The following is a 21,359-nucleotide window of genomic DNA, read 5'->3' as shown; positions in this document are numbered from 1 at the left end:
TATTTAAGGTTTCTGTCCTACTTTCAAATACGGAACAGATAACCCTAATATCGATAGTTCATCTCTCCATTTATCTAGGCGGGTTTGAATTCTATCTGTGTATGTAGTACCGGAAGTTATTGCTGCTTGAAATACTGGATCTTGGCACAATAATTGAAATGCTTTTAAAATTTCTGGTTTTTTACTTCTTATTAAATGAGAATCTAAATTAGCAAAAGATAACATAATTATGTCGTATATAGATCTATTTATTGCTTTTTCCCAGCGATTATCTGATGTATATCGACGGAAGGCGTGTTGATCAAATACAAAATACACATCATTAATTACTCGCTCAAATAACTGTTTGTGTTGTTCTAATTTTTGAGTGTCAAATTTGATACCTGATTTTAAATATTCGTCAAGGAATGTAGCAAGATATCCTCGATACTCATTGAGTCTGAAATAGAAAGCAAAGAATCGGAGTATCAGTTCACAATCTTGCATTCTCTTATCTACACAATCTTCTAAATTTCTGTTGAGAATCGAGATATTACGTGCCTTTAAAAAATATTCATATTGCGATAATTCTCGTATTAAATCAGTTAAGTTACCTCTATAAATACTATTACGTAATTCTTGAGAATTAAGACGTACAGAACCAGTATTTAGCCTTTCAAAAACATCAAATTTTATATCTGGATGGGACTCTTTAAGAATCACAATACACCTAATGGCACGAGAGTTGATTAAACGTTTGTCAGTAACATCTATTTCATGAAATCTTTTTCTGTTAAGTTCAGTACGTACTTTTAGTCCCCTTAACGCAAACTCATTATTAAGAAAGCGGTAAATAGCTGTCAGTCTTTGCTGACCATCTATAACACTGTAACGTTCATGTTCCAATTCAGCAAAATAGCAAACTGGTATAGGCACATTCAGCAGTAGAGATTCTATTAAGCGACTTGCTTTTGTATCATCCCAAACTCGACGACGCTGAAATTTATCAGCTAAGACAAGTGTTTCATCATCAACTTGATCTTTCAGAGAACGAATAATAAAATCATAGGGATGAGTAATAAGTTTTCTGTCTTTTGGAGGGATATCTAATTCTGGTCGTCTTTCTTCTTCTTCTTCTTCAAATTTTTCTTCTAATAATTCTAGATTTTGGTTGTCATCAATTTTAATATTTTCTTGAATCATCACCCACCTCAATGTACTTAGTTAGCTTGTAATTTTATATTATATTTTATAAAAATATACTAATTCCATCTTGGCATCTGATAAAAAATAAAGCCTTACATAAAATATAGCTCTCCCACACAGAAAGGAGCGATCGCTCCCCTTCTTTATCGACAAAAAGAGCGATCGCATCTAAATAAAAATCTTAAGCAGGTTCAAACTTCAAAGAAACACCGTTCATACAGTAACGTAAACCAGTAGGTCTTGGCCCATCATTAAAAACATGACCCAGGTGTCCACCGCAACGGCTGCAATGAACTTCCGTTCTCGTCATAAAAAATGACCGATCTACAGTAGTTGCGATCGCACCCTCAATAGGTTTAAAAAAGCTAGGCCAACCAGTACCACTGTCAAATTTTGTTTCTGAAGTAAACAAAGCCTGTCCACAACCAGCACATACATACGTACCAGCCTCATAATTTTTATCCAGAGGGCTAGTATGAGCGCGTTCTGTACCATGTTTCCGTAACACCTGAAACTGTTCCGGTGTTAAAATCGTCTTCCATTCGTCTTCAGGTTTGGTAACTTCAAACTGAGTATCCGCAGCTGCCATAGTTTCCGAACTCCCATTCATATAACGTGCAAAAAAGGCTGTGCCAAGCAATACGGCACTAATTTGTAAAAAATGGCGTTTGTCCATATATCTATTATTTGCTATTTTCTTCTTCCATAGCCAAGCCATTCCCATGAGAATTGACCTATCATCGGCGATCGCTCTGAGAAATCCCTGATAACTGCATTAAAATGACCTAAAAAGAGTTTAGAGTTTGGTAAAAAGGGTGTAAGGGTGTAGGGTGTAGGGGAGTAGAAGAGAATCATCTTTTGCCTTTTGCCTTTTGCCTCTTGCCTTCTGTCACCTATTCCCTATTCCCTCTTAACTGTCACCTGTCACCTTCTTCCTGCCTTATGTGTCAACTGCTAGGAATGAATTGCAACGTACCAACAGATATTTGCTTCTCCTTTGAAGGGTTTTCCGCTAGAGGAGGCAAAACCGATGAACATAGCGATGGTTGGGGTATTGCTTTTTTTGAGGGTAAAGGATGTCGGATTTTTTTAGATGCTAAACCCTCTGTAGCTTCTCCTCTAGCAGAGTTAGTCCGACGTTATCCCATCCACTCCACCCATGTCATCGCCCATATCCGCAAAGCTACCCAAGGTAAAATTGCCCTAGAAAACTGCCATCCTTTTCAAAGGGAACTTTGGGGACGGTATTGGGCATTTGCCCATAACGGGAATTTACCAGATTTTCATCCTCAAAATCATGGCTTTTTTCAACCTGTAGGCGATACAGATAGCGAACAAGCATTTTGCTTAATTCTCAACACTTTAAGATCCAGTTTTCCTGAAGGTAAACCACCGATAAAATTGCTTTATTCTGTGTTACGTAAAGTGACGGAAGAATTAGCATCCATCGGCGTTTTTAACTATTTACTATCCGATGGAGAACATTTCTTTACCCACTGTTCTACCAAACTTTGTTACATTATCCGACAAGCGCCCTTTGCAGCCGCACACTTAATTGATGAAGAGATGACTGTAGATTTTAGTGAGCTAACTACACCCAGCGACCGTGTTGCCGTCATTGCCACTACTCCTCTTACAGATAACGAAGTTTGGACACCAATCTCACCTGGAGAAATCCTCATATTTCAAGATGGTTTACCAATCAAATTTGATTATTCAACAATTGACAATTAATAAGAAACTACTAAGTTAGATAACTTTTCTACTTTCTGTTCAGGCTGTAAATATTTATCAACCATCCCTATTACCTGGTCAGTTTTTACAGGTTTGGTGATAAATTCCGTTGCTCCAAAAACCTTGGATCGCACTCTATCAAACACACCATCACTCCCAGTTAATATAACTACTGGTGTCTGGGTAAAGACAGAACTGCGTCGTAATTGATTACAGAGTTCATAACCATTGATAACCGGCATCACTAAATCCAAAAAAATCAAGTCTGGCTTATTTTCAATTAGCATTGGTAAAGCGTCTACAGGATTTTGAATACTCATAAACCTCATACCATTAGCAGTAATAATTCCCTCTAGCATTTTACAGACTTGCAAGCTGTCATCAATACAGGCTATCAGCGGATATCTACCTTTTTTACTTTGTGCAATCTGATGGTTATTATTAATATTATTTGTGGGTAATGGTAAATCTGATACTTCTATCAAATCCACAATTTGTTGTTGAATATAAGGAAGTAAAGAACGAGTAATTGATAATAGACTCTGATTCATTTTTGCCGCTAAATCCCAGAGAGTATGTTTACCATTGATTAATCTCTCAAAGTTTTTGTAGACTAATGGACTCACCAACTGTTGCAGTTGCTCTGGTTTTTGTAAAACTGGAGATAAAGAAGGAGAAATATCCTCTAATCCTGCTGCTACCCATTCATGCAAAGATGCTTGTGCTTGTTTAACAAACATATTTGTACTTGTAGAAATCAGCGGTGATTTTATTATGAATTCTTGGTTACGTTCACAGCTAAAAGATGATAAATGCTTCTGTTGAGCCAGATCAAATAAAATTTCTATGATTGTGTTTTCCACAATACTATTAATTTCTGCTGGTTGAATTTTCTGAGTAGCATATAAATTTTCTAGCAGCAGATAATCCCAATAATCTATTAAGATACTTTCCGCAGAATAATGGACATAATTTATATTCAAATAGGGACAATTTTGAGCCATATTTCTCAACCATCGACGATAGGGATGTGTGCCTCCAGTTGCCCAAACCATCCGTCCAAGTTGATAATAAAAACTCCAGGTTTTACCTTGATTATTTTTAATGTCTAACTTGCCATTATATTGTAACTGCGTACAAGTATTAAATTCTTTGAGAATTTGATGGAATTCCATGAGGTGATAATTGGCCATAGTTGCTCCCTAAATTCATAAAAGTGACTTTGATCAATATTGCTAAAATATAAATTTAAATTACCTGCTGTGCTGTGTAAGCTTCGCTAACGAAAATCCCCAATCTAAAAACTCTTTAACTTGATTTTACTAATAAGCTGAAGATATTTAGTTAAATATGAGTTAACTTTTTGGTCAGTTCATTACATAAAAATTTAGATAATTTCCAAGTTATTACATAAATATTAACGTTTGTTAATAGATTTTCTACCGTGAAAACTCGGAAATTTTGCCTGAAAATCAAAAAATCTTTAAATTTCCCTAGATCTGTTTGACGGTAAATACTCAAGATCATCAGGAGATCTTTGCCAAAACTCTAAGTGATATTAGACCTCTTGCACAATTGTTTTTATGGTATGATAAAGGGTTGTAGGTTTTATGTATATTTGGGTGTCTTAGCGATCGCCAATTCAAAGATCGCTTTAGAGTTCTAACTTTTGGACGGTTAAGTTTCAGAGCTTGGCAAAAAAACTTAACCTCAAGGGTTTTCAGCCTTTTTTCTTATAAACTTTGTTAACGCAGTAGGCGTTGTCAAGACAGACTATTATTAGTGTTCAGCAAATTAGCAAACTGGTAAAGGTAAAAACGATGCGACTGTCACAAAAGTTATTTGTTACCCTTCGAGATGATCCTGCGGATGCGGAAATTCCTAGTCATAAATTGTTACTCCGCGCAGGTTACATCCGTCGCATCGGTAGTGGTGTTTATGCTTATCTCCCCTTGATGTGGAGGGTTTTACAGAAGGTTTCTCAAATAGTGCGAGAAGAAATGAACGCTACTGGTGCGGAAGAATGTTTGCTACCACAGCTACAACCGGCTGAGTTATGGAAGGAGTCGGGACGCTGGGATACTTATACTAAAGCTGAAGGAATCATGTTTTCCCTCATTGATAGAAGGGAACAACAATTGGGACTTGGGCCGACTCACGAAGAAGTAATTACCACCGTTGCCCGTGATATGATTCGTTCCTATCGGCAATTACCTCTACATTTGTATCAAATTCAAACCAAATTCCGGGATGAAATTCGTCCCCGTTTCGGTTTGATGCGTGGTAGAGAGTTCATTATGAAAGATGGTTATTCTTTCCACGCTGATGAAGAAAGTTTAAAGAAAACCTACCAGGATATGTACCAAGCCTATAGTAATATGCTGCGGCGTGCTGGTTTAGCTTTTCGCGCAGTGGAAGCTGACTCTGGTGCTATAGGTGGTTCTGGTTCGACAGAATTTATGGTGTTAGCGGATGCAGGAGAAGATGAAGTTCTCTATACCGCAGATGGTAAATATGCAGCGAATGTAGAAAAAGCGGTTTCTTTACCTGCGGATGCCCAAACTTCTCCTTTTACCAACTTTGAGAAACGGGAAACACCAGGCACAGACACAATAGAAAAACTTTGTGCTTTTCTGGAGTGTTCCCATACCCAAATTGTCAAAAACGTTTTATATCAAACTGTCTATGATAACGGCTTGACTGTTTTGGTATTGGTAAACATTCGGGGAGATCAGGAAGTTAATGAAGTCAAATTACAAAACGAATTGACTAAATTAGCTTCCCAATTTAGTGCTAAAACTGTCCTTTCTATCAGTGTACCCACTAACGAAATAATTGCAAGCTGGTCTGCAAAATCTTTACCTTTAGGTTACATCGCCCCGGATTTAGGTGATGATTATATTACTGGCAGTAAACAAGTAAGTTCTAAATTTGTGCGGTTGGTGGATCAAACCGCTGTGGAGTTAAAGAACTTTGTTACAGGTGCAAATGAAACTGGTTTTCACGTAGTTGGTGCAAATTGGGGTGAGCAGTTTAAATTACCTGAGTTAGTAGTAGATATTCGTAAGGCAAAAGTAGGCGATCGCTCTGTTCACGACCCTAGCCAAACCCTACAAACAGCTAGAGGTATAGAAGCAGGTCACATCTTCCAACTGGGTACAAAGTATTCCCAAGCAATGGGGGCAACTTATACCAACGAACAAGGGGAAGAAAAACCTTTAATTATGGGATGTTATGGCGTGGGAGTGTCACGGTTAGCACAATCAGCGGTAGAACAATCCTATGATAAAGATGGGATAATTTGGCCAGTAGCGATCGCACCTTATCACGCCATTGTCACCATTCCTAACATCAAAGATGCCCAACAAATCGAAGTTGCCGAAAAACTTTACACCGAACTTAACAAAGCAGGTGTAGAAACATTACTTGATGACCGAGATGAACGCGCAGGTGTTAAATTCAAAGATGCTGATTTAATCGGTATTCCCTATCGAATTGTCACAGGTCGGGCGATTACAAATGGTAAAGTTGAAGTAGTAAAACGCGCCACTCGTGAATCTCAAGAAATTGCTATTGAGGAAGTTGTTAATACATTACAACAATGGGTTAAAGAAGCGATAGAGAGTTAAAATCAAAATCTTGTGGGGCAGGTATCTTGCCTGCCATTGATACAAAAATGGCTAAATTTATTTCTATTCCCTATTCTCTGGTTCAAGGGTTAAACCGCGATAGACTTGCTCAATGGGGAAATTGAGATTAATGCTCTTTAGTTCAATGATGTCGCCTTCTTCATAGTTAATAATCATCCATTGTCCGGCATCATTTTTGTGATACAGGTCGATTTCTATGCTGGTGGAACTAACTAATAGGTAATCTTTCAAGACGGGGTTATGTTGATACATTCTGAATTTGCTACCGCGATCATAGGCTTCGGTAGTTTTTGAGAGAACTTCAACGATTAAGCAGGGATAAGTAAAATAGTTGGAAGTATTTTTATCTCGTTCATCGCAAGTTACACTCGCATCTGGATAGGTATAGTTATTCGTCTCAACAATGTTAATCTTGATATCAGAATTCCCAGTTATACAACCACTATTCTCTAAATGGGTATCAAACATGGAGGTGAAGCGGATAGCAATACGACCGTGATTGACGCTACCACCGCTCATGGCATAAACTTGACCGTTGATCAGTTCGTGTTTTTCTAGTTGCTTTTCTTCCCAAGTGAAATATGCTTCGGGCGTTAGGGTGGGGAAATTTTCATTGGCTGCGATCATAGTTCGTTACTTCCTACGGTTTGCAGTTGCTTGGGGTCAGTTTAGCTCTGGGTTAGTTGATTTAATTTTAACAATCTACACAAACATTTTTGGGAGTAAGCCTTTTTTAAATTGTTCGGTTTGGTTGATTTGGTGTTTTCAACAAGTTACTCTTGATATTTATAAAAGTTTTTTAAGCTAGAATTTACTTAATTATATATGAATACAAATCAATTAGTTTCCTCAACAGGCGCTGACTATCAAAAGCTAGATACACTATTAGCAACAGGTAACTGGAAAGAAGCAGACTACGAAACAGCAAGACTAATTCTGAAAATAGCCAACCGAGAAAAAGAAGGTGTTTTAGGATTAGAAGATATTAAAAAATTTCCCCTTAAAAAGCTGCTAACAATTGATAAATTGTGGCTAAAATACAGCAATGATCACTTTGGATTTTCCATCCAAAAACAGATTTATCAAAGTTTAGGAGGAACACAAAAGGATTACCAAAAAAATTGGCAAGCTTTTTGTGAGCAAATAGGATGGAAACAATCAAAAAAATGGTTAAACTACAAAGACATTGATTGTAATTTAACAGCGCCAAAAGCCCACCTACCTAGTCGTGCTTGGGGGTGTATAGTAGCATGGTGGTGGGTAGTTGAATGGAATGAAGCTATTTTAGCCAGAATGTATCTCCTCTCCCATCCAGATTTGTAAACCTTTTTCAATATACCCTCATTAGCCCGTCGTTCATCCAGGGAAGCTAAAGCAGCACCAGCGGTTTCAGCCAAAATACTAATGAGACGATCAAGAGCGATCGCACTCCTGTCCACGGCTATATTAACAATTAATAATGTGTAAGAATTCAGGAGTCAGGAGTCAGAATATTTGTTTGTAGTAGTGAGCTACAGCAGTACGTTTTCTCATCAATTATCAAGAATAACTCGAAAACTCTCATTCATTCTGAATCCTGTATTCTGTATCCTGAATGCTTACAAATAACTAATCATTGATTGCACAGGGGGAAAAGAAACCGATAGTTGTCTCCACAAAAATCCTAGACCTTGACTGGTTGCTTAGTTTCTGTAGCCTGGAAAGGACTGTTATTGCTAATAATTTGTGGACCCAAAAATGCTTCTTTACCTGTAATCAATCGAGAGCGACGATTACGAGTAATATAATTCCATGCCCACTGAAATACAACTACTAATTTAGTGTCAAACTCGATTAAGAAGTAGATGTGAATGACTAGCCAAAATACCCAAGCGATGAAACCTTTGAGTTTAATGAAGCCTAGATCTACAACAGCTAAATTTTGGCCAATCATTGCCAAACTACCCACGTCGGTGTAGCTAAATTCTGGTAAAGTATGACCATGAAGCCGGATGAGAATGAGTGTACCTACGTATTCTCCTTGTTGCTTGGCTACGGGTGCAACACCAGGTAAGGGTTTACCAGTTTGATGGGAGAAACTGGCTAGATCTCCAATTACGAAAATGTTTTTATAACCCTTAATGGTCAAGTTGGGTTCGACAATTACTCTTCCAGAGTAATCGCATTCTACATTTGTACGTTCTGCCAGGACTTTCCCCAGTGCTGAACCTTGAACACCTGCTGCCCACAATATAGTTTTTGAGCCAATTTCTTGTACTTTATCACTTTGCTTGAAAGTAACGATGTCATTGTCAATATTTGTCACTCTGGTTTGAGTGTGGATAATTACACCCAATTTTTGCAAAGAAACTTCTGCTGCTGCTGATAACTCTGGTGCAATGTGTGGGAGGATGCGATCGCCCCCTTGCAATAGTAAAATTTTCGCCTCTGAGGTGTCGATGTTGCGGAAATCTTCTTTGAGAGTTTGGTATGCTAATTCTGCGATCGCACCCGCTAATTCTACACCAGTTGGACCACCACCCACAATCACAAAAGTCAACAAAGCACGGCGTTTTTCGGGATCAGTTTCTTGTTCTGCTGCTTCAAATGCCGAAAATATCCGACGACGCATTTCTATGGCATCTTCCACTGTTTTCAAGCCAGGAGCAAATTCTTTCCAGTTATCCTTACCAAAATAGGAGTGGTTAGCACCTGTGGCTAAAACCAATGTATCATAAGGTATTACCTGATCACCCACAATGACTGTTTGCGCTTTTGGATCAATATCACTGACTTCTCCCAGCACCACTTGTGTATTCTTACTTTTTCTGAATACAGATCGCAATGGTGCAGAAATATCAGCAGGTGATAACGTACCTGTGGCAACTTGATATAACAGCGGCTGAAATAGGTGAAAATTACGTTTATCAATGAGAGTAACATTTACATTTGTGTTAGCAAGAGTCTTTGCCGCATATAGTCCACCGAAGCCACCACCAATGATAACAACCTCATGTGGAGCTTTCTGATCACGTGAAATACCCATAACAAATATTCCCTTTTGTTAAGAATCATGTAACTTTTCTTAACAAATATGTAACAAAATCATAATAGATTTTGCCGTCTATTGAGAACACTTGAAAAAATTATAAAAGTAGTCAACGTTACTAATGACTCAAAATAAGTAGGTAGGCGTTAAAAATTGTCGTTTTGACAAGGCAGAAGGCAGTGGTTCGACTTCGCTCACCAACCGGAGGCAGAAGGCAGAAGGCAGGAGTTATTACTTTTGACTTTTGACTTTTGACTTTTGACTTGATAGCTCCCCATCTCCTCAGTTCCCCTGCTTCTTCTCTGTCACCTGTTATCTTTCCCCTGCTAATAACTATCACAATTTCTGACCGGCATAAATTGAGCGCACTTCACCATTACGACGGATAATTGCCTCACCGTTACTCACTTCTACTAGATTCCAACCAGTAGCACCAATATTCTCTCCTAAATTAATCCGACGAGTCACACCATCAACTTTAAATAAAGCCGCAGACTTACTACCTAACTCTAATAATCCCTCTAACTCTGCTGAATAGGTAGGTAAATAAACTTGCTGAATTGCAGTTGTTGCTGGTTCTGGTCTGGTTGCTGGTACAGATGTTGTGGCTGTAGGCAGTTTTGGTGGTGCAATGCGGGGTACAAGAGAATTATTGGCTTGTTTTACAGCCGCTGGTAAAGATTTTGCTGGTATCGGTTTGGTTACTACTTGTGTATTTTTAGATGTATCTTTTACGGCTTGAGGTGCAGAAGCTTGAGGTGCAGATAGCTGTGCTGGTACTGGTGGAACTTGTGGTAGTGGGTTTACAGGAGGAGGTGCTTGATAAACAGGAATATATATTCGCTCTACAACATTTGTAACTCGACTAGGTGCAGGTGAGACATTGTTAGCTGCAACTGGTGGAGGTAAAGTCCCAACAGGTTGGGTATTGGGTAAAGCTAGAGAGTTTGCTTGGCTAAGGTTGACATCAGGGAAACCAGACTTAGGAGGTGTTGGTGTATTACTTTGCTGGTCTATGACCGCTAAAGCTTCCAACATATAATTAACCAACTCTGCTTGAGGGTCTGGTTGTGGGACTACAGGTGTTTGTACCTGACTGGTTTGTAACGTCTGCGGAATTAATTTGTCAGTCAGCTTATTGATTAATTCTGACTCTGTTAAATACAGTGTAGCCACCATTGCCGCGCTTAAAGTTGCTCCCAGGATGAGCAGGTTAGTTAAACCTCCACGGTTTTGCTCAGTCTTTTTGGTAATTGCATTTACGGAAGGAGCGTTAAATACCAGTGTACTCGTTTGCTGGCTCTTGACTGGCGACATTGCCTGAACTGCACGATGTACTGTTTGTGGTAAAACAACTTCTGGCATTTTTACCGTCACTGTTTGTACAGGCACGTATTCTGCCCTCACAGCTTTTGCAGGGCGTTTTCTACGAGCATCCAGAATGTTGTCGATATCGGTGAAGAGATCATCCATCAAGCCTTCAGCGTAAGTCTCTATGGACAGGGCTTCGTTAGGAAGTAATTCCTCTACGGCTTCGGAAATAATTAGATGGGTGCTGGCTTCTGGTATCATAGACATCCTCTGATTTAGCTGCTAAGAAAGGGCAACGAAACCCATAGTGACTGGGAAATCGAGTTTTTTAATCAAAAAGCTAATCACTCATCCCAGAGGAGATAAATTGATTGAGCAATGGTATTAAATTGTACTCTGCTTTGGAAAGAATTGATAATTTTACTTCAAGAATCTATGTAATCTATTTAGATGTTAGGAGTTCAGGAGTTCCAGGAGTTCCAGGAGTTCAGGAGTTCAGGAGTTCAGGAGTTCAGGAGTTACAGAAGTTCAGGAGTTCCAGGAGTTCCAGGAGTATGGCTTACACCACGCTTCGCACTTCAGGAGTAAGAAAGAAGAAGAAATCTGGAATAGAAAAGCCAGTTTTTTCTTGCATAGCAGGTGATATAGCAATTCCCATTCCAGTGAGGTACAAGCAGTAATAATTAAACGCTGATGGACGCAGATAAACGCAGATAGTTTTGTACTTCATTAGACTAGGAAATGCTATGAGTCTTCTGTAGTTGCTCCTAAATATACTCGCCTTGAATGAGTTTTTGTGTCTGTCTAGACTGAAACCTCGCTTTGTACCTTGGTTTTACGGATTTCTAAGTAAATTAACAAGGCATTGATATCAGCGGGGTTAACTCCACCAATGCGGGCTGCTTGCCCAATTGTTAAGGGTTTCACCTTGGTCAGCTTTTCTCTAGCTTCTTTAGAAAGGGTATCAATTGCACTATAATCTAAATCGGCAGGTAAGGGGCGATTTGCTTGACGAGCGATTTGCTCAATTTGGTTTTGCTGTCTTGCTAAGTATCCAGAATATTTAATGTCTATTTCAGCCCCTTCTTTTTCCGCTTGGTTAAGACTGGTGTTGCCTAGTGCGTATCTTTCTAAGTCAACATAGTGTATTCCTGGACGACGCAACAGGTCAGCGAGGGTTATTGAACCTTTAATTGCTTGTTGGGTATCCTGTGCGATCGCACGTCCCACTTCCTCATGTTCTTTAATTCTAGTGGAATGCAGCCGTTCTTTTTCCGCTACAATTTGCTCTTGTTTGCTGGTAAATAAATCCCAACGGCGATCGTCTATTAACCCAATTTCTCTACCCAAGGGTGTCATCCGTTGATCGGCATTGTCGGAACGCAGTAATAAGCGGTACTCAGACCTACTCGTAAGCATCCGGTAAGGTTCACGTAAATCCTTAGTACAGAGGTCATCAACCAAAGTCCCGATGTAACTTTGCTCACGTGGGAAAATAATCATTTCTTGACCCCGGACAAACCGCGCTGCATTAATTCCCGCGACTAAACCCTGTGCAGCAGCTTCTTCATAACCAGTTGTCCCGTTAATTTGTCCAGCACAAAATAACCCTTCTACTTTCTTGGTCATTAATGTGGGATAACACTGAGTCGCAGGTAAATAATCGTACTCTACCGCATAAGCAGGACGCAGCATAAAGCAGTTTTCCAAACCAGGAAGACTACGCAACATCAGCAATTGCAGATTTTCTGGTAAACCTGTAGAAAATCCTTGGATGTATAATTCTGGTATATCTCTTCCTTCTGGTTCAATGAAGATTTGATGACTTTCTTTATCTGCAAAGCGGACTATTTTATCTTCAATACTCGGACAATAACGGGGTCCTTTTGCTTCTACCCAACCACCATAAACAGGGGATAGGTGCAAGTTTTCTTGTATTAATCTGTGGGTTTCTTTAGTAGTTCTGGTCATGTGACAGGGAATTTGTTCCCGTTCTACCCACGCTTGGGGGTCAAAACTAAACCAGCGGACTTCTTCATCTCCTGGTTGCAGCTCCATTTTACTGTAATCTACAGACCGCTTATCTACTCGTGCAGGTGTACCGGTTTTTAATCTTCCGGTTTCAAAACCCAAGCGGTTAAGGGTTTCTGTTAAACCTACGGCCGCAAATTCTCCTGCGCGGCCAGCTTCCATAGATTTATTACCGACCCAAATTCTCCCACCTAAAAATGTCCCAGTGGTTAGAATTACAGCTTTGCATTCAAAAGCGACACCAAAATAAGTTTCAACACCTATAATTTCATCACTCTTTCCTAAGACTAAATCTGTCACCATGCCTTCTCGAATTGTCAAATTTTCTTGGTTTTCGACAATTCCTTTCATGACTGCTGCATATTCGCGCTTATCGGTTTGCGCCCTTAACGCCCAAACTGCTGGTCCTCGTGAAGAGTTGAGGATGCGTTTTTGTAAGTAGGTGCGATCGGCCATCTTACCAATTTCTCCACCTAATGCGTCTACTTCGTGGGTTAATTGGGATTTAGCGGGTCCACCGACTGCGGGGTTACAAGGTTGCCAAGCGATTTTATCTAGGTTAAGGGTTAACAGCAGAGTCCGACAACCGAGGCGGGCAGTAGCTAAAGCTGCTTCGCAACCGGAGTGACCTGCACCGACGACGATGACATCATAAGCGTCTTGGAATTCTACTGAATTGTGCATGGTCATAAGTAGTTAGGAATTAAAAGTTAAAATTTAAAAAAGTTAGTTACTGTGGGTATTTTAGCGTATATTTTGGTTAATTGTCAGAATCAGGATTTCCAGGATTTAAGGATTTACAGGATGTTGAATATTATTGATTGGTTAGAAAGGATTTCTCTCCATAAAATTTTTGATTTCTATTTTCATGTTTCTTTCAACTTGACGATTCATTTCTATTGCTTTTAATTTAGCATTTTCTTCTGCCTCTTCAACATTTTTCTGGTTTGCTGTAACTGATAAACCATCAATAATAAAGCCTAATATCAAAGGTAATGAAATCATAAAAAGCAAAATAATTACTCCAAGAGATGAATTTGCACCCAAAGATATAATGGTTGGTATACCAAATATAAAGAATAAGCAACCCAAAGGACTACATCCGACAAAAGCTTTACTTTCCGCTTCTTTTTTTGCTTTGGCAATAAGTTCTTCACCTTTTTTTCTGTATCTGCAATTATTTCTAGATAAGGGACAACTTCAGATATAAATTTATTCATGAATGAACGATCACGTTGTCTCGCTAAATTTAGTTTTACACCTGTATATTTTTCAATAACTTGCAAAAGATTATATAAATCTTGAGCTTTCCAGGATGTGCCACAGTCTAAACAAGCATTAACATTTCTATCTTCACCCGTAACAGCACCAACCGCAGCACCGACAACCCCAAACAAAGCATACCCAGCTATAGCACGTCCCCAGTTTACATCAGTTTCTTGTTTAATTTGAATGTGATTAGAACCACAGTTAGGACAATTAGCCATATTTAGTTCCTTTATACTGCTATACTTACAGTATTATTACATTTTTAACCTCTTATGCAAGTGGTTTATTAAACTTTTGATACATTCAAGCAATTAAATGTCTGAATCAGGATGTCCAGGATTTAAGGATTTACAGGATGTTAAATATTATTGATTACAAAGGATTTCTCTCCATAAAATTTTTGATTTCTCTTTTCAGGTTTCTTTCAACTTGACGATTCATTTCTATCGCTTTTAATTTGGCATTTTCTACTGCTTCATCAATAACTTTTTGGTCTTTTTGAGTTGATCCAAAGATAATGCAAAACACAAATATTAGGAAACAAATAAAAGCAAAAGTAAAACCATTATCTCCCGGAATAATGAAAGCACCAAAAATTGCCAACAACAAAAAGACAAGAGCAGCTATAACAGCATATCCATTGGTTTCTGGTACTTCCGCTTCTTTTTTTGCTTTGGCAATAAGTTGTTCACCTTTTTTCTCTGTATCTGGAATTATTTCTAAATAAGGAATAATTATAGATACAAAGTTATTCATAAATGAACGATGACTTTCTTTAGCTAAATTTAGTTTTACACCTGTATATTTTTCAATAACTTGCAAAAGATTATATAAATCTTGCGGTTTCCAGGATGTGCCACAGTCTAAACAAGCATTAACATTTCTATCTTCACCTGTAACAGCACCAACCGCAGCACCGACAACCCCAAATAAAGCATACCCAGCTATGGCACGTCCCCAGTTTACATCAGTTTCCTGTTTAATTTGAATGTGATTAGAACCACAGTTAGGACAATTAGCCATATTTAGTTCCTTTATACTGCTATATTTACAGTAGTATTACACATTTATACTTATTATGTAATTTCTTCGTTAATATTTTGATACACTGAACAAATTTACTGTCTAAATCAGGATTTACAGGATGTTTACTGGTGTTATGATTTTTTGTCTGAATTCTGACGTTCTCAAGTCACACAAAATTTCAAATTGACTAGCATTCATAAAATTTTTCTTACCAATTCTCTTAGATACCCACTCTACACAAACAGGAACAATTGCATTACCAAATAAAGCATATTGGTCATAAATTCTTGCTTCTCTACACCAATCATCATGAAAACCCATTAATCTGGCATATTCAACATTAGTTAAACGTCGAAATTTATCACCTACTTGATAACGTTCATAATGTCTAGAAGTGGAAGCAGTTAATGTTGATGCAATCCCATTAATGCCAAATATTGTATAACCTAATCTCGAACCTCCTTCTTGGTTGTATAATATTTCTACTCCTTGGCAATAACGATTTACAGCCTTACTTTGTTTAATCCGTTCTAAAGTATCTTTTGTAAAATCAAACTGAGTATCTACCACTGCTTCCTCTTGCAAAATATCTTTTAGTCGCTTTCTAGGTTGAATATCAGGCAAGGTAGATAAATTTCGAGTTAACATTTGATTTTTATAAGCAATTCCCCAATTATAATTCTTGCCTTTACTTGTAGATATGGGTAATATATATTTTTTAATCAATGTTTCTATATCCTCCAAATCAATTAAATCTTCTTGAGTTAAGAAAACAGATGTATTTTCCAAGAGGCGAGAATTGATATTCGTATAATTTAATTTAGTGCCAAAAATAAAAATTCTATCTCGATTTTGAGGAATACCAAAACTAATAGGGCTAATAATTCTCCATTCAATTAAATAATCTAATTCAGAAAGAGCATTTAAAATAACTCGAAAATGATAGCCATTTTCCATTGTCACAAGTCTTTTGACATTTTCTAAAAAGAAATATTGTGGTTTTTTAGCATCTATAATTTCCACAATACGTTCAAATAATGTACCCCTGACACTATCTCTAACTCCAAGTTTTTTACCAGCAGGACTAAATGGTTGACAAGGAAAACCAGCAGTTAGAAGATGATGATTAGGTAGATCCGATAAGGAAATATCGTTAATATCGCCTAAGACAATTGAATCTTGTCCAAAGTTGCTCTTATAAATTTTACAACACTGTTCGTTGATATCATTTGCCCATATAGTTTCTATATTGGCATTTTCTAGACCCAGACGAAAACCACCAATACCAGCAAACAACTCGATGGCTGTTAATTTTTTTGTTTTCATTTATACAGTTTGACTATTGAATGATAGATATATCACATAACTTATTATAGGCTAATTTTTTACATTTTTTATAAGTAAAATTTAGGTAGTGCGTCTGCAATTACAACTCTAAATACGCATAATTTAAATAGACTTATATCTATGTTATTCTAAATCAGAGAGAATCTGAAAATACACATCTCCCCACTTTCCAAACGTTCATAGAATTTTGTCATATCATTAAACCCAAGTTGTCCCAATAATTGATTTCTCAATGAAACGTCACTCTAAACTAAAACGCCGTTTAAGAAAAATAACTTTTATCACCATCATCACCTTCCTATTTTTTACTCTAGTAGCCAGCAGTAATATTCACTACTATCAACCATTACCAAATACTGCCAAAATAAACAATCTCAACACAACACCATCTATACCCTTTATTCCTAATCAACAATTAGATGAACAACAACGTTTTTTAGCTACCATTACCCATAAAATCGTCAATACTCCCCAACCTAATACTTATGAATATATTTTACTAAAAGCTTATGGTGCAGTATTTATCAATCAAAACCCAGAAATTAAACTACCACCAAAGGTCATTTTAGATAATGAACAAGAAACTCAGGATTTCCAGGTAAAGATGCGAGTAACTTTAGTTGAAGGTACTAGCGAATGTTACCTGCAAAAAGTAGCCGCAGATGCTTTTAATAAAGCTAGAAGCTTGGTAAAAATTCCTCTAAAATCAGGATATTCTGGTGACTGTACTCGCAGTTTTACTACCAATTTAAGATTTTGGCACAAATACGCTAACAATCAAACTTTAGAACAAGTAAAACAAGGAAAGGAAACCAGAATTCTCGGTACAGTTGCACCACCGGGAACTTCACAACATCTCTGGGGATTAGCACTGGATTTAAGAGTATCTAGTGCTGCACAACGAGAAGCATTGAACCAAAATGGTTGGTTTCAAACTGTAGAAAATGATGTCCCTCACTGGACTTATCTCGGTTGGGATGAAGAGAGTTTACCGAAATTTGGTTTAAAGGATAAAACTGTTAGAGGTGTTACTTATTGGTTGACACCAATTTAAGTGATAAAAAATTAACTATACAAAATTTTAGCAAAATTATTGCACTTCTATATAGTAAAAATCCGCATTTTTAGTAACTTCATCAAATCCTGCCAAGTAGTCCTTAATTACATCTTTGATTTTGTCTAATGCTTCCTGTTCCGTATCACCTACTGTCCAGCATCCAGGTAAAGCAGGACACCAAATAGCGTAGACTTTATCTATTTTATTCAACTTAACTTGATATCGCATATCCCAATTATCGCTATTATAGCAGTCAGCAATCAGTAGTCAGCAGTCAGCTTTTGAAAACTGTTGTATAATCAGGAGAGACAAATTTTAGATTCTCCTAATTATTCTGGCAACTTCTATAGTTATAATTCTATATTATTTTTTAATATTAAAAGGAATTCCTTGATACTGTAATAGCTCACACTGTTTATAAATATAGGTAAAAATGTAAAATTATTAGTTATGTATCCTGGGATGATACAGAAGTATAAATAAAAGATTTAAGGTGATTTTTTTCTAAAAAATAGTAATAAATTCCTACTCATAACTAATGTATAAGTAGTTAAAGAGTAGTTAAAAATTTATAGGAGTGCCACTGACGATAATAATTATTACAGTAAGTATTCAGCTATCAGTAATCAGCCAATAGCCGCAATAGTAAAGATTTTGAAGTTTTAATTTCATGAATGTTATCTGCATCTGGTTGTTCTCATGCTTTGTATTTCAATATTCAAGGTACATAGCTGATGGCTGATAGCTGACGGCTGAATGCTGACTTATTACAATAAAATAGTTAAATACCCAACATTTGGAGTTCTGACAGTGGGTTTATTTGAAGATTTAAGTCGGTTTTTAGAAGCACGTTTAGAAGAATTCTTGCGGAATAACCCTCATTTGGAGTTAGAGATGCTGTTAGAACAGCTGCGGGAGCAAGAAGAGGATACACTAAAACTAATTGCAGATTTACAATTGCAGGAGAAGCGATCGCAAGAAGAAATTCTCTCCACCGCGCAAGAAATACAACGTTGGCACATCCGTATTCAAAAAGCCAAGGCCGCAGGTAGAGAAGATTTAGCTGTACCAGCACAAGCAAGACAAGAAGCACTCCTGCGAGAAGGAAATCAAAAATGGGGACAGATGCAAGGTTTAAAAGAACGCATTACCCAATCTCAAGAACTACTACGCAAAATTCAACAGCGTCGTCAAGAAGTCCAAGCCAAAGCAACAGAAGCGCAAACAGCACGCGCAAAAGCTCAAACCCAACAGCGTTTAGAAAACAATGCTTGGCAAAATCCAGCTAGTAATTATTCTAGCAAGTTTGACGACTTAGAAGAACAGTTTCGTCGCTGGGAAACTCAAGATGAGTTAGAACAAATGAAACGCAATATAGGGAAATAACTTAGCTGATATAACAATCCCAAATCCAAAATTCTCAACCCCCCAGATTGATCTGTGGGGTTCAACCAAATTATAAAAATAATATGTAATTTATTCTTGAGAATTCTACTTACTGATAGATTAAATCTAGTTGGGTTTTTATCTCTGCTGCAACTTTTCCTTTCCACAGCTATTGAGTTTTCTTGTTTCAGGATTCCCCAGACGTTTCAAATCATAACTGAGGAATGGAAAACAGTATATTATTGGACATCTTGGCTACCCTACAACGATTGTTTGTAGGTTATATTCCCGCCGCTGTTTTGGGTACATTTATCGGCTTTGTGATTGGTATTAATGGTATAGTTTATCAGCTATTTACTCGATTATTTCAAATCCCAAATAGCATCCCTTCTATAGCATTTTTACCCCTAGCATTGATTCTTTTTAAAGAAAACGAAACCGCAGCTATTTCTGTTATTTTTTTTGGTGTCCTGTGGTCCATTATTGTGGAAACAGCCACAGGTATCCGACAATTTCGCAAACAAGATCATAACTTTCGCGTAGCTATCCATTATATATTTAAAGCTTTGAGACTGGGTTTATGGATAGCCTGGTTTACAGTCATTACAGCCGAAATGCTTGTAGGTGCGAAAGGATTGGGTTTTCTAATTTGGAAGGGGTATCAAGCAGGTAGTTACAAATATACAGTTGATGCCCTACTCTACATCGCTATTATCGGCGTTTTTCTAGATCAATTGCTAGATTTGATAGGAAATATACTCTCCCAAATAGTTGCGGATAAAGGCAAATCTTCCAAAAATTAATTACTAATTATAGTAAGAGCCAAGGTACTGAGGACATCAACAGATGATAAAATGTAGATAATAAAAGACTTTTCATTCTGTCACCTGTCACCTGTCACCTGTCACCTACTTATTTACTCCTGCGAATTGCACCTTGCCATCTGAGAGTTTGTTGTGCAGAACGTCCACCTAAAGAACGTATTGCCACTAACTCAATCTCCACATTTGTACCAGAACTAAGGGCATCACTGGGAATTTTTAGCTTACCTAAAGCCAGAGTAAAACGATTATATTCACGAGTTACTAATGTAGCAGGAATTTCTCCTTCATAAAAAGTCTGATAATCAAAAGCACCAGAAAAATTATCTCTTGCCCGATATTTAACTTTAAATTGAGTATTGATTACATCTGACTTAGCTGCCAAATCAACAATTTTTAAATTCAGGTTTTGTCCTGAACCAGAAAATTCTGAGACTGCTAACCGCGTTACCTCTTGTTTAGGAATGGCATAATTAACAGTAAACTCTGTTAATTTATCCTGAACTTTAGCATTACCATCAACCCACATATCTTCAGGAAAGGCAATTTCTATTTGTTGATTATCATTTAAACTAAGTTGGACATTTTGATTAGCAAAGCTACTAATAGGTTGTTTTTCTTGCCAAATTAATTTAAAAGTTCCTTCTAATCTCTTTTCAAATTCTCTATATTCATCAGCAATAACAGAACCAGTAGCTAATAAAGAAACTGCACCTTGACGTATTCGCCATTTATTTTTGGACAGGTTGAATTGTTGACTTGCTAATTCAGAAATGGCTACTGTCCGAGAAGGCATATCATTTGCTAACGGTTCTTTACTATTAATGATACTTAAAGTTCCTAAACTGCCACGTTTACCATCTAGTCCATCACTTCCATCACTGCCATTTCTGCCGTCATAACACCGATAAACTTTGTTAGTACATTTATAATCAGGACTGCCAGGAGTACCTTTACAGCTTTTTACTTCCCAACTCCGACGACGACAGTTACAACCGTCTGTTCCTTGACCACCACGGCCACCACGTCCACTTTCTCCCCCAGCAGCACGGACAAAAATGTTCTTTAAATCTGCCAAATTACTGTAATAAACGGTGAGAGAACCGCCGTTTCCCCCATTTCCACCTCTACCACCAGTCCCACCATTTCCACCATCAGGGGCATTAATATCTCTGTTTTCTCTGTCACCGTAATCTCTACCACATCTAGGACGAGAACCGTTTTCTCCATCTTCCCCATCTTCACCATTTGTACCTGATAAATCAAGATTTAACGGTGAACCATCAGCAGAAACAGTTTGATTTTGTCCATTGCGACCATCTCTTCCCCCACGGCCATCAGTCCCTCTATCCCCATTTCGGTCATAGCGGTCAGCTATTTTATAGTCTCCTTTGTCATTGTTGGTTGCACAAACATCAACAGCAGCAGCAGGTAAAAAGCCAGAACTATTTAATAAGCAAAAAGTTAGGAGGAGTGGTACTTTGCTACCAAAACCTTTAAGCATAGACATTTAA

General features: G+C 37.7%; 20 protein-coding genes and 1 pseudogene. 7 read left to right on the top strand and 14 right to left on the bottom strand.

The window, feature by feature from the left end; translation table 11 throughout:
* Window positions 1–3: 3 nt before the first annotated feature.
* Both A0J48_RS01430 and msrB read right to left on the bottom strand, forming a co-directional pair.
* A complete protein-coding gene (locus A0J48_RS01430) occupies window positions 4–1,182 on the bottom strand; it encodes a DUF262 domain-containing protein (protein ID WP_200319629.1) in 1,179 nt (392 codons plus the stop codon).
* A 184-nt stretch (window positions 1,183–1,366) separates the two neighbouring features.
* Complete coding sequence (gene msrB, locus A0J48_RS01425; RefSeq protein ID WP_200319627.1) at window positions 1,367–1,861, bottom strand: peptide-methionine (R)-S-oxide reductase MsrB; 495 nt, start codon at window positions 1,859–1,861, stop codon at window positions 1,367–1,369.
* Window positions 1,862–2,127: 266 nt separating this feature from the next.
* Here msrB and A0J48_RS01415 point away from each other — a divergent pair, with 266 nt between their 5' ends.
* A complete protein-coding gene (locus A0J48_RS01415; protein ID WP_200319625.1) occupies window positions 2,128–2,919 on the top strand; it encodes a class II glutamine amidotransferase in 792 nt (263 codons plus the stop codon).
* On the opposite strand, the gene A0J48_RS01410 is transcribed toward A0J48_RS01415, so the two are convergent.
* Window positions 2,916–4,112, bottom strand: a complete 1,197-nt coding sequence (locus A0J48_RS01410; RefSeq protein WP_200319623.1) for a response regulator — start codon at window positions 4,110–4,112, stop codon at window positions 2,916–2,918. The genes A0J48_RS01415 and A0J48_RS01410 overlap by 4 nt on opposite strands.
* A 627-nt stretch (window positions 4,113–4,739) precedes the next feature.
* On the opposite strand from A0J48_RS01410, the gene proS reads away from it, so the two are divergent.
* A complete protein-coding gene (proS, locus tag A0J48_RS01405) occupies window positions 4,740–6,548 on the top strand; it encodes a proline--tRNA ligase (protein ID WP_200319621.1) in 1,809 nt (602 codons plus the stop codon).
* A 63-nt stretch (window positions 6,549–6,611) separates the two neighbouring features.
* Here the strand turns inward: proS and A0J48_RS01400 are convergent, their stop codons facing one another.
* Window positions 6,612–7,196 (bottom strand): Uma2 family endonuclease, encoded by a 585-nt coding sequence (locus A0J48_RS01400; protein WP_200319619.1) that lies wholly within the window; start codon window positions 7,194–7,196, stop codon window positions 6,612–6,614.
* Between the two features lie 198 nt (window positions 7,197–7,394).
* Here A0J48_RS01400 and A0J48_RS01395 point away from each other — a divergent pair, with 198 nt between their 5' ends.
* Window positions 7,395–7,892 carry a GUN4 domain-containing protein gene (locus A0J48_RS01395; protein WP_200319616.1) on the top strand — a complete coding sequence of 166 codons (498 nt, stop codon included), beginning with the start codon at window positions 7,395–7,397 and terminating at the stop codon, window positions 7,890–7,892.
* Window positions 7,893–7,912: 20 nt separating this feature from the next.
* On the opposite strand, the pseudogene A0J48_RS27700 reads toward A0J48_RS01395, so the two are convergent.
* The 3 genes and pseudogenes from A0J48_RS27700 to A0J48_RS01385 form a co-directional block, all read right to left on the bottom strand.
* Window positions 7,913–7,999, bottom strand: a pseudogene (locus A0J48_RS27700) (UPF0104 family protein); the annotation flags it as partial.
* A gap of 233 nt (window positions 8,000–8,232) precedes the next feature.
* Window positions 8,233–9,594, bottom strand: coding sequence for an NAD(P)/FAD-dependent oxidoreductase (locus A0J48_RS01390; RefSeq protein ID WP_200319614.1), 1,362 nt, complete (start codon window positions 9,592–9,594; stop codon window positions 8,233–8,235).
* A 339-nt stretch (window positions 9,595–9,933) separates the two neighbouring features.
* Window positions 9,934–11,169 (bottom strand): hypothetical protein, encoded by a 1,236-nt coding sequence (locus tag A0J48_RS01385; protein WP_200319681.1) that lies wholly within the window; start codon window positions 11,167–11,169, stop codon window positions 9,934–9,936.
* 110 nt (window positions 11,170–11,279) lie between these two features.
* Between A0J48_RS01385 and A0J48_RS01380 the strand changes: the two genes are divergently transcribed.
* The gene (locus tag A0J48_RS01380; protein ID WP_200319612.1) at window positions 11,280–11,588 is read left to right on the top strand and encodes a hypothetical protein; all 309 of its coding nucleotides are present in this window, start codon (window positions 11,280–11,282) and stop codon (window positions 11,586–11,588) included.
* A gap of 124 nt (window positions 11,589–11,712) precedes the next feature.
* Here A0J48_RS01380 and mnmG read toward each other — a convergent pair whose 3' ends face one another.
* The 5 genes from mnmG to A0J48_RS01360 all read right to left on the bottom strand — a co-directional run bounded on the left by mnmG (window position 11,713) and on the right by A0J48_RS01360 (window position 16,560).
* Entirely contained in the window at window positions 11,713–13,629 is a 1,917-nt protein-coding gene (gene mnmG, locus A0J48_RS01375; RefSeq protein WP_200319610.1) for a tRNA uridine-5-carboxymethylaminomethyl(34) synthesis enzyme MnmG, read from the bottom strand.
* A gap of 135 nt (window positions 13,630–13,764) precedes the next feature.
* Window positions 13,765–13,986, bottom strand: a complete 222-nt coding sequence (locus A0J48_RS26695) for a hypothetical protein (protein ID WP_234300654.1) — start codon at window positions 13,984–13,986, stop codon at window positions 13,765–13,767.
* On the bottom strand, window positions 13,959–14,426 hold the full coding sequence (locus tag A0J48_RS01370; RefSeq protein WP_234300653.1) for a hypothetical protein: 468 nt from the start codon (window positions 14,424–14,426) through the stop codon (window positions 13,959–13,961). Before A0J48_RS01370 ends, A0J48_RS26695 begins: the two co-directional genes overlap by 28 nt.
* A 154-nt stretch (window positions 14,427–14,580) precedes the next feature.
* On the bottom strand, window positions 14,581–15,231 hold the full coding sequence (locus tag A0J48_RS01365; protein WP_200319608.1) for a hypothetical protein: 651 nt from the start codon (window positions 15,229–15,231) through the stop codon (window positions 14,581–14,583).
* A gap of 114 nt (window positions 15,232–15,345) precedes the next feature.
* On the bottom strand, window positions 15,346–16,560 hold the full coding sequence (locus tag A0J48_RS01360; RefSeq protein ID WP_200319606.1) for a DNA cytosine methyltransferase: 1,215 nt from the start codon (window positions 16,558–16,560) through the stop codon (window positions 15,346–15,348).
* A gap of 253 nt (window positions 16,561–16,813) precedes the next feature.
* Between A0J48_RS01360 and A0J48_RS01355 the strand changes: the two genes are divergently transcribed.
* Entirely contained in the window at window positions 16,814–17,635 is an 822-nt protein-coding gene (locus tag A0J48_RS01355; RefSeq protein ID WP_200319604.1) for a D-alanyl-D-alanine carboxypeptidase family protein, read from the top strand.
* 36 nt (window positions 17,636–17,671) lie between these two features.
* On the opposite strand, the gene A0J48_RS01350 is transcribed toward A0J48_RS01355, so the two are convergent.
* The gene (locus A0J48_RS01350; RefSeq protein ID WP_200319602.1) at window positions 17,672–17,866 is read right to left on the bottom strand and encodes a type II toxin-antitoxin system HicB family antitoxin; all 195 of its coding nucleotides are present in this window, start codon (window positions 17,864–17,866) and stop codon (window positions 17,672–17,674) included.
* Window positions 17,867–18,448: 582 nt separating this feature from the next.
* On the opposite strand from A0J48_RS01350, the gene A0J48_RS01345 reads away from it, so the two are divergent.
* Both A0J48_RS01345 and A0J48_RS01340 read left to right on the top strand, forming a co-directional pair.
* Window positions 18,449–19,024: a TIGR04376 family protein gene (locus A0J48_RS01345; RefSeq protein WP_200319679.1), complete on the top strand. Its 576-nt coding sequence runs from the start codon at window positions 18,449–18,451 to the stop codon at window positions 19,022–19,024.
* Window positions 19,025–19,248: 224 nt separating this feature from the next.
* Complete coding sequence (locus A0J48_RS01340) at window positions 19,249–19,827, top strand: ABC transporter permease (protein WP_200319600.1); 579 nt, start codon at window positions 19,249–19,251, stop codon at window positions 19,825–19,827.
* A 109-nt stretch (window positions 19,828–19,936) separates the two neighbouring features.
* Here A0J48_RS01340 and A0J48_RS01335 read toward each other — a convergent pair whose 3' ends face one another.
* Window positions 19,937–21,349: a collagen-like protein gene (locus A0J48_RS01335; RefSeq protein ID WP_200319598.1), complete on the bottom strand. Its 1,413-nt coding sequence runs from the start codon at window positions 21,347–21,349 to the stop codon at window positions 19,937–19,939.
* Window positions 21,350–21,359: the final 10 nt, after the last annotated feature.

It is taken from the genome of Sphaerospermopsis aphanizomenoides BCCUSP55, assembly GCF_001586785.1.
Lineage (GTDB): Bacteria > Cyanobacteriota > Cyanobacteriia > Cyanobacteriales > Nostocaceae > Sphaerospermopsis_A > Sphaerospermopsis_A aphanizomenoides_A.
Note: the sequence above shows the minus strand (reverse complement) of the source record. Positions and strands in the feature narration are given on the sequence as shown.